At 68.7% G+C, this 14,710-nt stretch carries 8 protein-coding genes; 1 reads left to right on the top strand and 7 read right to left on the bottom strand.

What is annotated here, in order from left to right:
- Positions 1-25 precede the first annotated feature (25 nt).
- The 4 genes from DMO17_RS16240 to DMO17_RS16225 form a co-directional block, all read right to left on the bottom strand.
- On the bottom strand, positions 26-940 hold the full coding sequence (locus tag DMO17_RS16240) for a transglutaminase family protein (RefSeq protein ID WP_110683514.1): 915 nt from the start codon (positions 938-940) through the stop codon (positions 26-28).
- A complete protein-coding gene (locus tag DMO17_RS16235) occupies positions 937-3,432 on the bottom strand; it encodes a circularly permuted type 2 ATP-grasp protein (protein ID WP_110683513.1) in 2,496 nt (831 codons plus the stop codon). Before DMO17_RS16235 ends, DMO17_RS16240 begins: the two co-directional genes overlap by 4 nt.
- A 112-nt stretch (positions 3,433-3,544) precedes the next feature.
- Positions 3,545-6,856: a transglutaminase family protein gene (locus tag DMO17_RS16230; RefSeq protein WP_110683512.1), complete on the bottom strand. Its 3,312-nt coding sequence runs from the start codon at positions 6,854-6,856 to the stop codon at positions 3,545-3,547.
- 285 nt (positions 6,857-7,141) lie between these two features.
- Entirely contained in the window at positions 7,142-9,442 is a 2,301-nt protein-coding gene (locus DMO17_RS16225; protein ID WP_110683511.1) for a YgiQ family radical SAM protein, read from the bottom strand.
- Positions 9,443-9,670: 228 nt separating this feature from the next.
- Between DMO17_RS16225 and DMO17_RS16220 the strand changes: the two genes are divergently transcribed.
- Complete coding sequence (locus DMO17_RS16220; RefSeq protein WP_258371567.1) at positions 9,671-11,542, top strand: diguanylate cyclase; 1,872 nt, start codon at positions 9,671-9,673, stop codon at positions 11,540-11,542.
- A 6-nt stretch (positions 11,543-11,548) separates the two neighbouring features.
- On the opposite strand, the gene alr is transcribed toward DMO17_RS16220, so the two are convergent.
- The 3 genes from alr to rplI all read right to left on the bottom strand — a co-directional run bounded on the left by alr (position 11,549) and on the right by rplI (position 14,703).
- Complete coding sequence (gene alr, locus DMO17_RS16215; protein WP_110683509.1) at positions 11,549-12,625, bottom strand: alanine racemase; 1,077 nt, start codon at positions 12,623-12,625, stop codon at positions 11,549-11,551.
- 85 nt (positions 12,626-12,710) lie between these two features.
- Positions 12,711-14,105 carry a replicative DNA helicase gene (gene dnaB / locus DMO17_RS16210; protein WP_110683508.1) on the bottom strand — a complete coding sequence of 465 codons (1,395 nt, stop codon included), beginning with the start codon at positions 14,103-14,105 and terminating at the stop codon, positions 12,711-12,713.
- Between the two features lie 151 nt (positions 14,106-14,256).
- Positions 14,257-14,703 (bottom strand): 50S ribosomal protein L9, encoded by a 447-nt coding sequence (gene rplI / locus DMO17_RS16205; protein ID WP_110683507.1) that lies wholly within the window; start codon positions 14,701-14,703, stop codon positions 14,257-14,259.
- Between the last annotated feature and the right edge of the window lie 7 nt (positions 14,704-14,710).

Below are 14,710 nucleotides of genomic sequence, written 5' to 3'. Positions count from 1 at the left end.
GTGCGCGCTTGCGAGATGCAGCCTGTCAGCCCACCGCCGGCAATGGCGCCTCCAACGGCGTCACCGTCACCCGCACGTCCGGATCGTGGCTGCCGCCGCCGAGTATTACCCCGCGCAGCGGCGAGACATCGGCGAAGTCGCGGCCCCAGCCGAGGGTGATGTGTTCCAGATTGGGCAGCAGGTTGTTGGTCGGGTCGAAGTCGACCCAGCCGTGGCGCGGGCAGTACAGCGAGATCCACGCATGCGAGGCGTCGGCGCCGATCAGCCGGGGCTGGCCGGGTGGTGGCTGGGTCAGCAGGTAGCCACTGACATAGCGCCCGGCCAGGCCCTGCGAGCGCAGGCAGGCGAGCATCAGGTGGGCGAAGTCCTGGCACACGCCGCGGCGCTCCTCCAGCACCTGGGCCAGCGGGGTCGCCACCTGGGTGGCGGCGGCGTCGAAGGTGAATTCGCGGAAGATCTTCTGCATCAGCAACTGCGCCGCGCGCAGCAGCGGGCGGCCGGGGGCGAAGCAGTCGGCGGCGTAGTCGGCGAACAGGCGCTTGATATACACATAGGGCGACTGGAAGCGGTAGCGCGCCGCCTCCAGCAGCTCGGGTGAGAGCGGCTGGCCGGAGTAGCCAAGGGACGCCACCACGGCCTCCCAGGCGGGCGAGTCATCCAGCACCAGGCTGTCGCGGGCCAGCACCTCGACGCGCAGGCTGGCGATCACCCGCAGCTGCTCGTGCGGGCGCTCGAAGACCAGGCGGGTCAGCGGATTGCCGAACGTATCGAGGCCATCCTGGCGCGCGGTCGGCTGCGGGGTGACGGTCAGGTGCCGCTCCTGGCACAGCTGCCGGGCGCAGTCGCGCGGCCACAGGTGGGCCAGCTGCTGGGCCAGGGACACCGGCGCCGAGTAGCGATAATGGGTGTCGTGCAAAACCTGATAGAGCGCGCGCTTCATGACGATTGCGTCCTCTGGCTGGCATCCACATGCACGAAGAAACGCAGCGCCAGCTGGTCGGAAACCCGCCCGGAGACCTCGGCGATCTGCAGCAGCAGGTCGGCCAGGCCACCGAGCACCGCGCGCTGGCCGGAGCTGCCGAACAGCGGGCTCTCCAGGCTGCCCAGGCGGAAGGCGGCGAGCTTGCTCGCCAGCTCGCCCAGGGTGGGGCCGGCGCGGAAGTCGAAGCCCTCCTCCAGGCGCTCCAGCGAACGCAGCAACTGGCGCAGCTGGAACAGCACCGCATGCGGGTTCTGCTCGTCGAGCAGCAGCAGGTCGAGCACCGGGATCAGCTGCGGCGCGGCCAGGTAGCGGGTGCGGTAGGTGATGATGCTGTTGCCCAGCTCCAGCAGCCACTCCAGCGCCGACTGGTCCTGTGCCGCGTGGCTGCGCAGCAGGCCGGCGACGCTCTCGCAGAGGAACTGCAGGCGCTCGATGCAGCGGCCGATCATGAGGAAGCGCCAGCCGTCGTCGCGGGTCATGTCATCCAGGGCGAAGCCGGACAGCGCCGCCAGCGACATCAGCAGGCGGTCGAGAAAATCCAGCAGCTCGCCGAAGTCGGCGGGCTGCCCTTCCAGGGCCTGGGCCTCGCGCTGCAGCTCCACCAACGCCTGCCAGTTAGCCTGGGACAGCTTGCCGCGCACGCTGCCGGCAGCCCACTGCAGGCGCTGCAGGTTGGCGCGCAGGCTGGTCGGCCAGTCGGCGCCGAACAACGCCTGCTGCAGGCGGGCCTGCAGCGAGCCGCTGACCGCGCCGGGCAGCAGGCCGAGGCCTTCGGCCAGGGCCAGCGCAGCCTGCAGGGCCTGTGGATCATCGTCATCGTCGACATAGCGCTGCAGCAGGATGCGCAGCAGGCGCGCGCTGTCCTCGCAGCGCTCGCCGTAGCGGCCGAACCAGAACAGGTTCTCCACCACCCGCGATGGCAGGTAGGGGTCGCTGCGCACCAGATCGGCCACCCCCAGCGGGCGCAGCCATTGCCAGGGCTCGCCGCCGGGGTGGCGCTCGCCGAGCACCCAGGTGTCCTTGCTCGCCCCGCCGCGCTGCATCGATACCACCTCGGCATCGGCATCGGCCGCCACGCGGGTCAGGCCACCGGGCAGCACCCGGTAACCTTCGGCACTGGCCACGGCGAACACGCGCATGCCGATGGCGCGCGACGCCAGGCCGCCCTCCTCGGCCAGCCACACCGGCGCCTGCGACAGCTGGGCGCGAGCCTGGGCCACGTAGGCATAGGGACGGCTGCGGATGCGCTCGGCCAGCGCGGCGCGCTGGGCCTCGTCGAGGTCGCGGGCGAATACCGGGGCGAAGCTCTGCGAGGGGAAGCTGGGGCGCACCAGCAGCTCGTTGAGCTTGTCCAGCGCCTCGTCCAGCACCGGCGCCTCGCCGCACCACCAACTGGCGATGGACGGCAGCAGCAGCTCCTCGCCGAGCAGTTTCTCGGCAATCGCCGGCAGGAACCCGGGCAGGCCCGGCGATTCCAGCACGCCGCTGCCGAGGGCATTGGCCACCAGCACGTTGCCCTGGCGCACCGCCTCGAGCAGGCCGGGCACGCCGAGGGCGGAGTCGGTGCGCAGCTCCAGCGGGTCGCAGTAGTCGTCGTCCAGGCGGCGCAGCACGGCATGCACGCGGCGCAGGCCGGCGAGGGTCTTGAGGTAGAGCTTGGCGTCGCGCACGGTCAGGTCGCTGCCCTCGACCAGCGGATAGCCGAGCTGGCGCGCCAGGTACAGGTGCTCGAAATAGCTCTCGTTGAAACGCCCGGGTGTGAGCAGCACCACCAGCGGCGTCTCGCCGCCATCTACCGGCGCCTGCCGGGCCAGGGTGTCCTGTAGGGTGCGGAAGAAACCGGCCAGGTACTGCACGCGCAGGTCGCGGTACAGCTCGGGGAAGGCACGCGAGAGGATCTGCCGGTTCTCCAGCGCGTAGCCGGCACCCGACGGCGCCTGGGTACGGTCGGCGGTGACCCACCAGCGGCCGTCCGGCGCACGGGCCAGGTCCACCGCATAGAGGTGCAGGAAGGTGCCGCCCGGCGGCTGCACGCCCTGGCAGGGCCAGAGGAAGTTGTCGTGGCCGAACACCAGCTCGCTCGGCAGCAGACCTTCGGCGAGCAGCTGCTGCGGGCCGTACAGGTCAGCCAGCACGGAATTCAGCAGGCCGGCACGCTGGGCGACGCCGGCGGCGATCTGCTGCCACTCGTCGGCGGGGATCAGGTTGGGCAGCAGGTCCAGTTCCCAGGGACGGTCGGCGCCCTCCGGGTCGGCGTAGACGTTGTAGGTCACGCCGTTTTCCTGAATCTGCCGTGCCAGCGTGGCCTGGCGCTGCTGCAGCTGCGCCGGGGTGCTGCGCCGCAGCTGGTCGAGCAGGCGCCGCCAGTGCGGGCGCACCTGGCCCTGGGCATCGAGCAGTTCGTGGTAGGCCGCGTGGGGGCGCGGGTAATCGGCAAGCAGGTCAGGCATGGCAGGCTCTATCAGGCGCAGGACTCCCCTCGCCCATTCAGGGGAGAGGGGTCGGGGGAGAGGGTGGTCGACAGCCCTCTCCCCAACCCTCTCCCGCAAGCGGGAGAGGGAGCTAAACGCGGCGCAAATCCAAAGTCATGGGCAGTTCATTATTGTTGATGGGCTCGCTCAGCGTCTGCTCACCCGGGCTGTGCCCGTGGCGGAAGAAACGCGCCAGGCGCCGGCTCTCGGCGGCGTAGGCATTCACCGGCAAAGCCTCGAAGTTGCGACCGCCGGGATGCGCCACATGGTACTGGCAACCGCCGAGCGAGCGCTGCATCCAGGTATCCACCAGGTCGAACACCAGCGGCGCGTGCACGCCGATGGTCGGCTGCAGGCAGCTGGCGGGCTGCCAGGCGCGGTAGCGCACACCGCCGACGAACTCGCCGACCTTGCCGGTCGGGCGCAGCGGCACCGTCACGCCATTGCAGGTCAGCAGGTAGCGGTCCGGGGCCAGGCCGCCAAGGCGCACCTGCACCCGCTCCAGCGAGGAATCCACATAACGCACGGTACCGCCGACGGCGCCCTCCTCGCCCAGCACATGCCAGGGCTCCAGGGCCTGGCGCAGCTCCAGGTCGATGCCCTTCACCGCGTAGTCGCCCAGCTTGGGGAAGCGGAACTCCAGGTGCGGGGCGAACCACTCGGCGCGCAGCGGGTAACCGGCGGCATTGAGCTCCTGGATGACGTCGGCGAAGTCCTGCTCGACGAAATGCGGCAGCAGGAAGCGGTCGTGTAGCTCGGTGCCCCAGCGCGCCAGGCGCGGCGGACGGTAGGGCTCGTGCCAGAAGCGCGCAACCAGGGCGCGCAGCAGCAGTTGCTGGGCCAGGCTCATGCGCGCATGCGGCGGCATCTCGAAGGCGCGCAGTTCGAGCAGGCCAAGGCGGCCGCTGGCGCTGTCCGGCGAGTACAGCTTGTCGATGCAGAACTCGGCGCGGTGGGTATTGCCGGTGACATCCACCAGCAGGTTACGCAGCAGGCGGTCGACCAGCCAGGGCGGGCACTCGCGGCCCGGCTCGGGCATCTGCGCGAAGGCGATCTCCAGCTCGTACAACGCATCGTTGCGCGCCTCGTCCACCCGCGGCGCCTGCGAAGTCGGGCCGATAAACAGGCCGCTGAACAGGTAGGACAGCGACGGGTGGTTGTGCCAGTAGCTGATCAGGCTGCGCAGCAGGTCCGGACGGCGCAGGAAAGGTGATTCCGCCGGAGTCGCGCCGCCGAGGACGAAGTGGTTGCCGCCGCCGGTGCCGGTATGGCGGCCGTCGAGCATGAACTTCTCGCTGGAGAGGCGCGACAGCCGCGCGGCCTCGTAGAGAAATTCGGTGCGCTCGACCAGCTCGTCCCAGCTCGCCGCCGGGTGGATGTTCACCTCGACCACGCCCGGGTCCGGGGTGACGCGGAAGTGGGTCAGGCGCGGGTCGGCCGGCGGCTCGTAGCCCTCCAGCAGCACCGGGCAACGCAGTTCGCGGGCGGTGGCCTCGATGGCGGCGACCAGTTCCAGGTAGTCATCGAGACGGTCCAAGGGCGGCATAAACAGGTACAGGCGACCGTCGCGCGGCTCGGCACACAGCGCGGTACGCACCACGCCGCCGGCCGACTCGAACGGCCCCGGCGCCGCCGGCCCCTCGCCCTCGCTCGGCTTGCCGTGGCCATTGCCCGGGTGCAGCGGAGTGCGCAGCTGCTGCTGGATGCTCTGCCGGCTCGGCAGCGGCGGGAAAGGCTGGTGCGGGTCCTGCGGCGTGACATAGGGGTAGTCCAGCTCGCCGACCCAGGGTTGCGAGTCCAGCGGCAGGCGGTAGCCCAGCGGCGAGTCGCCGGGGATCAGCCGGCAGTGTTCGTCGCGCAGGAACCAGGGGCCGGTCAGCCAGGCATCGTCGCCGGCGCTGCGCATCAGCGGCAGGACCTGCCCGACCACTTCGCCGAGGCCGCGGCAGAACACCTTGCGCAGGCGCTCGCGCTCCAGCGGATCACTCAGGCGCGCATCCTCCGGGGTGACGTTGGCCGGCAGGCGGCGCTCGCGCCACAGGTAATAGAGCCAGTCCTCATAGGCCGGGAACACATGCTCGGCGGACAGCCCCAGGCGCCCGGCCAGGCTGGCCAGGAAGCGCGCGGCCAGGCGTGCGTCGGCGCCGTAGTAACGGGTTTCGTCGGCGTACAGCGCCGGGTCCTGCCAGATCGGCTCGCCGTCCTTGCGCCAGAAGCAGTTGAGCGACCAGCGCGGCAGCTGCTCGCCCGGGTACCACTTGCCCTGACCGAAATGCACCAGGGCGTGCGGCGCATAGTGCGCGCGCAGGCGGTGGAACAGCTCGGCGGCCAGGCGGCGCTTGTTCGGCCCCATGGCGGCGGTATTCCACTCGGCATCGTCCGGGTAGTCGAGGGCAACGAAAGTTGGCTCGCCGCCCATGGTCAGGCGCACATCGCCATAGGCCAGCTCGGCATCGACCTGGCGGCCGACGCTGAGGATGTCGTGCCACTGCTCGTCGCTGTAGGGCTTGGTGACCCGCGGCGCCTCCCAGATGCGCTGCACGCGCATGTCGTGCGCGAACTCGCACTCGCACTCGTCGAGCACCCCGCTGATCGGCGCCGCCGAGGACGGCTCCGGGCTGCAGGCCAGCGGCACATGCCCTTCACCGGCGAACAGGCCGGAAGTCGGGTCGAGACCGATCCAGCCTGCGCCGGGCAGGTACACCTCGCACCAGGCGTGCAGGTCGGTGAAGTCCTGCTCGGTGCCGCTAGGACCGTCGAGGGCTTTGACGTCGGCCGTGAGCTGGATCAGGTAGCCGGAGACAAAACGCGCCGCCAGCCCCAGGTGACGCAGCAGCTGCACCAGCAGCCAGGCCGAGTCGCGGCACGAGCCGGAAGCCAGCTGCAGGGTTTCTTCCGGCGACTGCACGCCCGGTTCCAGGCGGATCAGGTAGCGGATGTCCTGCGCCACGCGCTGGTTGAGCGCCACCAGGAAGTCGACGCTGGGCGTGGGCTTGCGCTCGACACCGGCCAGGTACTTGGCGAACAGCGGCCCACCGGCCTCGATGACCAGATAGGGCGCCAGCTCTCGCCGTTCGGCCTCGACATAGGCGAAGGGGATCTTCTCGGCATGCGGTTCGAGGAAGAAGTCGAAGGGGTTGAACACCGCCATCTCGGCGACCAGGTCGACGGTGACCTTGAGCTCTTCGGTCTTCTCCGGGAACACCAGGCGCGCCAGGTAGTTGCCCTGCGGGTCCTGCTGCCAGTTGACGAAGTGCTCGCCAGGCCAGACCTGCAGCGCATAGGAGAGGATGCGCGTGCGGCTGTGCGGCGCCGGGCGCAGGCGTACCACCTGCGGGCCGAGGTTGATCGGGCGGTCGTAGCGGTAGTGCGTGACGTGCTGCAGTGCGACATGGATCGACACGGCGTGCCTCCTGCGAGCCAGGGCGATACCAGGGCTGCGCAAGAGTTATGCCAGTGGTTTTGCAGGCTTTAGGCGGCGCGCGCCGGGATATAGGCACCAGAATGGGGCGGCCGTGCGGAGCGCCCGGGGTTGGCGCACGGAAAAGGCGCCAGCTTCCAGGAGGGGATGGCGTGATGCAGGCGGGTGATATGCGGACAGCTCCCTCTCCCGTTCACGGGAGAGGGCTGGGGAGTGGGTGGGGGCCACCGGCCCCTCTCCCACAAGTGGACGAGGGGAGCAAGCCGCTCAGCGCGGCGCCACCGGGCGACGGGCCGGCTTCTTGTCCTTGCCGGCGCCGGCCTTCTCCGCCTTGCGCCGCGCCTCGGCGGCGGCCTTGGCCTGCTCGCGCTTGTCCCAGCTCTTGCTGCCGTCGCTGCCGCGCGGCGGCAGGCCGGTGTGCTGGGTGAGGATGCGGCCGACCGTCTTGCCCTTGTCGCCGCCGGCCTTCTTGCTGCCGGCCGGGGTGGAGTTCTTGCGCCGCGCGCTCTGGTACTCGTCGGTCTGCGGCTGGAAGGTCGGGATCAGCTGGTGCTTGCCGTTGCCGATCAGGTCGCTGCGGCCCATTGCGGTCAGCGCTTCGCGCAGCAGCGGCCAGTTCTTCGGGTCGTGATAGCGCAGGAAGGCCTTGTGCAGGCGGCGCTGCTGCTCGCTCTTGACGATGGTCACGCCGTCGCTCTTGTAGGTGACCTTGCGCAGCGGGTTCTTGCCCGAGTGGTACATGGCGGTGGCGCTGGCCATCGGCGAGGGGTAGAAGGCCTGCACCTGGTCGGCGCGGAAGCCGTTGCGCTTGAGCCACAGGGCGAGGTTCATCATGTCCTCGTCGGTGGTGCCCGGGTGTGCGGCAATGAAGTAGGGGATCAGGTACTGCTCCTTGCCCGCCTCCTTCGAGTACTTCTCGAACATGCGCTTGAAGCGGTCGTAGCTGCCGATGCCCGGCTTCATCATCTTCGACAGCGGGCCTTCCTCGGTGTGCTCCGGGGCGATCTTCAGGTAGCCGCCGACGTGGTGGGTGACCAACTCCTTGACGTACTCCGGCGACTCCACGGCCAGGTCGTAGCGCAGGCCGGAAGCGATCAGGATCTTCTTCACCCCTGGCAGGGCACGGGCCTTGCGGTACAGCTCGATCAGCGAGCTGTGGTCGGTATTGAGGTTCTCGCAGATGCCCGGCCACACGCAGGACGGCTTGCGGCAGTGCTTCTCGATCTCCGGGTCCTTGCAGGCGATGCGGTACATGTTGGCGGTCGGTCCGCCGAGGTCGGAAACCACGCCGGTGAAGCCCGGGACCTTGTCGCGCATCTCCTCGATCTCGCGGATGATCGACTCGTGCGAACGGTTCTGGATGATGCGGCCCTCGTGCTCGGTGATCGAGCAGAAGGTGCAGCCGCCGAAGCAGCCGCGCATGATGTTGACCGAGAAGCGGATCATCTCGTAGGCCGGAATCTTCGCCTTGCCATAGGCCGGGTGCGGCACGCGCGCATAGGGCATGCCGAACACATAGTCCATTTCCTCGGTGGTCATCGGGATGGGCGGCGGGTTGAACCACACGTCCACCTCGCCGTGCTTCTGCACCAGGGCGCGGGCGTTGCCCGGGTTGGTCTCCAGGTGCAGCACGCGGTTGGCGTGGGCGTAGAGCACCGGGTCATTGCGTACCTTCTCGAAGGACGGCAGGCGGATCACGGTCTTGGCCCGGGTCATCTTCGGGCTGGGCAGCAGCTCGACGACCTTGGCCTCGTTGGGGTCTTCGGCAGGCGCGCCTTTTTCCTGCTCGATGGCGCAGGCGGCGGTGTCCTGGGTGTTGACGTAGGGGTTGATGATCTTGTCGATCTTGCCCGGGCGGTCGATGCGGGTGGAGTCCACCTCGTACCAGCCCTCGGGGGTGTCCTTGCGCACGAAGGCGGTGCCGCGGATGTCGGTCATCTGCTCGACGGTTTCGCCCGCGGCCAGGCGCTGGGCGATCTCGACCACGGCGCGCTCGGCGTTGCCGTACAGCAGGATGTCGGCGGTGGCGTCCATGAGGATGGAGCGGCGCACCTTGTCCTGCCAGTAGTCGTAGTGGGCGATGCGGCGCAAGGAGGCCTCGATGCCGCCGAGGATCACCGGCACGTGGCTGTAGGCCTCCTTGCAGCGCTGGCTGTAGACCAGGCTGGCGCGGTCGGGGCGCTTGCCGGCGACGCCGCCGGGGGTGTAGGCGTCGTCGCTGCGGATCTTCTTGTCCGCGGTGTAGCGGTTGATCATCGAGTCCATGTTGCCGGCGGCCACGCCGAAGAACAGGTTGGGCTGGCCGAGCTTCATGAAGTCGTCCTTCGAGCGCCAGTCCGGCTGGGCGATGATGCCGACGCGAAAGCCCTGGGCTTCCAGCAGGCGGCCGATGATGGCCATGCCGAAGGACGGGTGGTCGACGTAGGCGTCGCCGGTGACGATGATGATGTCGCAGCTGTCCCAGCCGAGCTGATCCATCTCTTCCCGGCTCATCGGCAGGAAGGGTGCAGGACCGAAACACTCGGCCCAGTACTTGGGATAGTCGAACAGCGGCTTGGCGGCTTGCATATTTCTTGATCAACCGGGCTTTCTCGGGGGGCGCGGAATATAGCACAAAAAATATACAGAGTCCGACTGTGGCGCTCTGCCAAACCCTACCTGCCCGTGCCATCAATTTGTGATCACAGGCACGCTTGTGTCTATACTCCAGCCTGATTGCCCAAGCGGCCCCTGACGCCGAAACAAGGAGCGTAAACAGTGCGATGCGCAACCCTGCAGGCACTGCTGTTGGTGTGCCTGGCCGCCGTCTGCGGCCAGCTTCGGGCTGCGCCGGCGATTCTGCAGGCCGGCGACAGCGGCCGTGAACTGAACGGGCAGATCGAGCTGCTGGAGGATGTCGGCGGCCGCCTGAGCATCGCCGACATGGCCGATCCCGCCGTGCAGCAACGCTTCCAGCCTGCACGCGGGCGCGCCAGCGTCGGCCAGAACCCCAATCCCTGGTGGATCAAGCTGCAGCTGCAACGCGACGCGCAGGCCCCGGCCCGCTGGTGGCTGGAAATCGGCGCGGTGACCCAGCTCGACCTGCAGCTGTACCTGCCCGACGGCCAGGGCGGCTGGACCCTGCGCCAGTCCGGCGAACGGGTCGGCTTCGCCGAGGGGCGCGACCATCCCTACCGGCGCATGGTCCTCGCACTCCCCGAACTGGGCACGCAGCCGACCACCATCTACCTGCGCAGCCTTGATCCCGCCGGCAACTCCTTCCCGCTGCGGGTCTGGCAGCTCGACGAGCTCGACCACCTGGCCAGCCAGGAAAACCTCGGCCTGGGCCTGATCTACGGCATCATCGCCGCCCTGCTGCTGTACAACCTGTTCATCTTCTTCAGCCTGCGCGACAAGGCCTACTTCTGGTACGTGCTGACCACCGCCGGCGCCCTGCTGATGATCGTCAGCATGAGCGGCCACGGCTTCCAGCACCTGTGGCCGGACGGCCCGGTGCCCTTCTGGCTGGACCGCATCACCCTGCCCTCGCTGTGGGGCTTCTGCGCCTGCCGCTTCACCCAGACCCTGCTGCAGACCCGCCAGCACGTGCGCTGGGCGCACCACCTGCTGAGCTTCGCCTGCGCCTGCTACGTGATCGCCGTGACCCTGGAGGCCTTCGGCCAGCGCAACCTGGCCGCCTGGCTGATCGCCCTGCTGTCGCTGACCAGCATCCCGGCGGCCCTCGGTTCGGCGCTGATCCGCTGGCGCCAGGGCTACTTCCCCGCCCTGCTCTACCTCTGCGGCTACGGCCTGATCCTCGGCAGCATCAGCCTGGCGCTGATGCGCTCCACCGGCCTGGTGCAGCCGGCCACCTGGAATGCCTACGTGTTCCCGCTGGCGGTGGCAGCCGAGTCGATCCTGTTCTCCTTCGCCCTGGCCTACCGCATCCAGATGCTCAAGCAGGAGAAGGCCGAGGCCCTGCTGCAGGCCGACCGCGAGAAGACCGCGCGCCTGGCGCAGATGCAGAGCAGCGCCGACGAGCTGCAGGAGGCCGTGCGCCTGCGCACCGCCGAGCTGGCCGAGGCCAACCACCTGCTGTGCGAGCGCGAGCAGAGCCTGCAGCATGCCGCCTTCCACGATCCGCTCACCGAGCTGCCGAATCGCCGCTACCTGATCGAGCGCGCCGAACTGGCCCTGGCCGACGCCCAGCGGCGCAACGAGTCGGTGGCGCTGATGCTGGTCGACCTCGACCATTTCAAGCCGATCAACGATCGCTACGGCCACGACGCCGGCGACCTGCTGCTGCGCACCATCGGCCATCGCCTGCGCGAGCACGTGCGTACCAACGACATGGTGGCGCGCCTGGGCGGCGACGAATTCGCCGTGCTGGTCTGCGGTCCGGAGGCCGAGCGCCACGCCCAGGAAATCGCCGGCCGCCTGCTCGCCGAGCTGTCGCGCCCGGTGCTCTACGGCGCCAACCGACTGGCGGTGACCATCAGCATCGGCGGAGCCCTGTACCCGCAGCATGCGCTGCAGTTCACCGGCCTCTACAAGGCGGCCGACGAGGCCATGTACCGGGCCAAGCAGAAGGGCCGCTCCGGCTTCGTGCTGCAGGGCTGCGACGGCGAACTGAGCCAGCACACTTGTCTGATGCTGGATGTGCTCAAGGTACCCAGCGGACTGAGCTGAGGCGACTCAGGAGAAGTAGCGCCGCGGTACCCGGGCCGTCACCTTGGTCAGCAGCTCGTAGCCGAGGGTGCCGGCGGCGCGGGCCACCTCGTCGACCGGCAGGTTGGCCCCCCACAGCTCCACCGCATCGCCGACCGCCGCCCCGGGCAGGTCGGTGAGGTCGACCGTCAGCATGTCCATCGATACCCGTCCGGCCAACGGCACGCGGCGCCCGCCGACCCACAACGGGGTGCCGCTCGGCGCATGGCGCGGGTAGCCGTCGGCGTAGCCGCAGCTGACCGTGCCGATGCGCGATGGCCGCGCGGCAACCCAGGTCGCGCCATAACCGACACTTTCGCCCGGGGCGATATCACGCACGGCGATCAGCTCGGCGCTCAGGCTCATGGCCGGGCGCAGCCCCAGCTCGACGGCGGACAGGTCGGCGAAGGGCGAGGCGCCGTAGAGCATGATGCCGGGGCGCAGCCAGTCCATGTGCGCGGCCGGGATCATCAGCAGGGCCGCCGAATTGGCCAGGCTACGCTGGTCGAAATCCAGGTCGAGCAGGTCGAGGAAGCACTCCAGCTGCACCTCGGTCAGCGAGTGGCCGCGCTCGTCGGCGCAGGCGAAGTGGCTGAGCAGGTTCAGCTCGGCCACCTGGGCGGCGCCGCGCAGGCGCGGGAACAGCTCGCGCACGGCATCGGGCGCAAGGCCCAGGCGGTGCATGCCGGAGTCCAGCTTGAGCCAGATATTCAGCGGCCGCGCCAGCTCGGCGGCAAGCAGGGCCTCGGCCTGTTCCGGCCCCTGGACCACCAGGTCCAGGCCCAGGTGCGCCGCCATCGGCAGCTCGCTGGCGGCGAAACAGCCCTCCAGCAGCAGGATGCGCGCCTCGCCGTGCAGGGCACGCACCTCGGCGGCCTCCTCCAGGCTGGCCACGGCGAAGCCGTCGGCCTCGCCGTGCAGGGCGCTGACCACCTCGCGCACGCCGTGCCCGTAGGCGTTGGCCTTGACCACCGCGAAGGCCTGGCGCCCCGGCGCGCAGCGCTTGGCCAGCTGGTAGTTGTGGACGATGGCGGCCAGATCGATGGTGGCGACGAGGGGGCGCATGGGACTCTTCCGCAAACGAAAACGGGCGCCCATCTTAACCGCTGGGCGCCCGTTTTCATTGCGCAGGATCAGTCCTGCGCGGAGGTCAGTCTTCCTCGAAGTTGTACATACCCGGGGCGAGGTTGTCGAAGCGCGTGTACTTGCCGATGAAGGCCAGGCGGCAGGTGCCGATGGGACCGTTACGCTGTTTGCCGATGATGATCTCGGCCACGCCCTTGTACTCGGTCTCCGGGTGGTACACCTCGTCGCGGTAGACGAACATGATGATGTCGGCGTCCTGCTCGATCGCCCCGGATTCACGCAGGTCGGAGTTGACCGGGCGCTTGTTGGGGCGCTGCTCCAGCGAGCGGTTGAGCTGCGACAGGGCGATCACCGGGCAGTTGAACTCCTTGGCCAGGGCCTTGAGCGAGCGCGAGATCTCGGAGATCTCGTTGGTGCGGTTGTCGCCGCTGGAGCCGGGAATGCGCATCAGCTGCAGGTAGTCGACCATGATCATGGCGATCTCGCCGTGCTCGCGGGCCAGACGGCGGGCGCGAGCGCGCATCTCGGTCGGGGAAATCCCCGCCGTATCGTCGATGAACAGCTTGCGCTCGTTGAGCAGGTTGACCGCCGAGGTCAGGCGCGGCCAGTCGTCGTCGTCCAGCTTGCCGGAACGCACCTTGGTCTGGTCGATGCGCCCGAGCGAGGAGAGCATACGCATCACGATCGAGTCGCTGGGCATTTCCAGGGAGAACACCAGCACCACCTTGTCGGTGCGCAGCACGGCGTTTTCCACCAGGTTCATGGCGAAGGTGGTCTTGCCCATGGACGGACGGCCGGCGACGATCACCAGGTCGGCCGGCTGCAGACCGCTGGTCATGCCGTCGAGGTCGGTGAAGCCGGTGGAGATGCCGGTCAGACCCTCGTTGGTGTTGAACAGCTCGTCGATGCGGTCGATGGTCTTGACCAGGATCTCGTTGATCCCCACCGGACCGCCGGCCTTGGGCCGTGCCTCGGCGATCTGGAAGATCTGCCGCTCGGCCTCGTCGAGCACCTCCACCGCGCTCTTGCCCTGGGGCGCATAGGCCATGTCGGCGATGTCGTTGCTGATGCCGATCAGCTGGCGCAGGGTGGCGCGCTCGCGAATGATCTGCGCATAGGCCTTGATGTTGGCCACCGAGGGGGTGTTCTTGGCCAGCTCGCCGAGGTAGGCCAGGCCGCCGACCTGGCTCAGGTGGCCTTCCTTGTCCAGCTGCTCGGACAGGGTCACCACGTCGAACGGCGAGTTGCGCTCGGCCAGGGTGAAGATGGCGCGGAAAATAAGCCGGTGGTCATGCCGGTAGAAGTCGCCATCGGAGACCGCGTCGGAGACCCGCTCCCAGGCGTTGTTGTCGAGCATCAGGCCGCCCAGCACGGCCTGTTCGGCCTCGATGGAATGCGGCGGCACCTTGAGGGCGGCGGTTTCCAGATCGTATTGCTGAGGGATGCTGATGTCGTTCATGGCACCTGTGATTCCGGGAACTCAGAGGCTTTTACGGAGGCGGGCTCTGCAAAAGGCTCTCGCAAAAAACAACGGGCACGCACCGCGTATGCGATGAGTGCCCGATTGTCGGCAGGCCCGCACCTTCGTGCAAGCCCGCAGGTCGCGTGCCTTAGGCAGCTACCACGACCACCTTGACGGTGGCTTCGACGTCGGTGTGCAGGTGCACGGCAACGTCGAACTCGCCGATCTGGCGGATGGTGCCGTGCGGCAGACGCACTTCGGCCTTGCTCACTTCCACGCCGGAAGCGGTCAGGGCTTCGGCGATGTCGTGGGTACCGATGGAACCGAACAGCTTGCCTTCGTCACCGGCCACGGCAGTGATGGTGACTTCCAGCTCGGCCAGCTGAGCGGCGCGCGCTTCGGCCGAAGCCTTCTTCGCGGCAGCGGCAGCTTCCAGCTCGGCGCGACGAGCTTCGAACGCAGCAACGTTCTCGGCGGTAGCGGCGGTGGCCTTGCCCTGCGGCAGCAGGTAGTTACGGCCGTAACCGGCCTTGACGTTCACCTTGTCGCCCAGGTTGCCCAGGTTGGCGATTTTTTCCAGCAGGATAACTTCCATTTGGGTC

Source organism: Aquipseudomonas alcaligenes, assembly GCF_003205495.1.
GTDB classification, from domain to species: domain Bacteria; phylum Pseudomonadota; class Gammaproteobacteria; order Pseudomonadales; family Pseudomonadaceae; genus Aquipseudomonas; species Aquipseudomonas alcaligenes_B.
Note: the sequence above shows the minus strand (reverse complement) of the source record. Positions and strands in the feature narration are given on the sequence as shown.

What these genes read in the sequence shown, in the direction of transcription:
- rplI (WP_110683507.1), bottom strand. Translation starts at nt 14,703, where the DNA reads ATGGAAGTTATCCTGCTGGAAAAAATCGCCAACCTGGGCAACCTGGGC.
- alr (WP_110683509.1), bottom strand. Translation starts at nt 12,625, where the DNA reads ATGCGCCCCCTCGTCGCCACCATCGATCTGGCCGCCATCGTCCACAAC.
- DMO17_RS16225 (WP_110683511.1), bottom strand. Translation starts at nt 9,442, where the DNA reads ATGCAAGCCGCCAAGCCGCTGTTCGACTATCCCAAGTACTGGGCCGAG.
- dnaB (WP_110683508.1), bottom strand. Translation starts at nt 14,105, where the DNA reads ATGAACGACATCAGCATCCCTCAGCAATACGATCTGGAAACCGCCGCC.
- DMO17_RS16235 (WP_110683513.1), bottom strand. Translation starts at nt 3,432, where the DNA reads ATGCCTGACCTGCTTGCCGATTACCCGCGCCCCCACGCGGCCTACCAC.
- DMO17_RS16240 (WP_110683514.1), bottom strand. Translation starts at nt 940, where the DNA reads ATGAAGCGCGCGCTCTATCAGGTTTTGCACGACACCCATTATCGCTAC.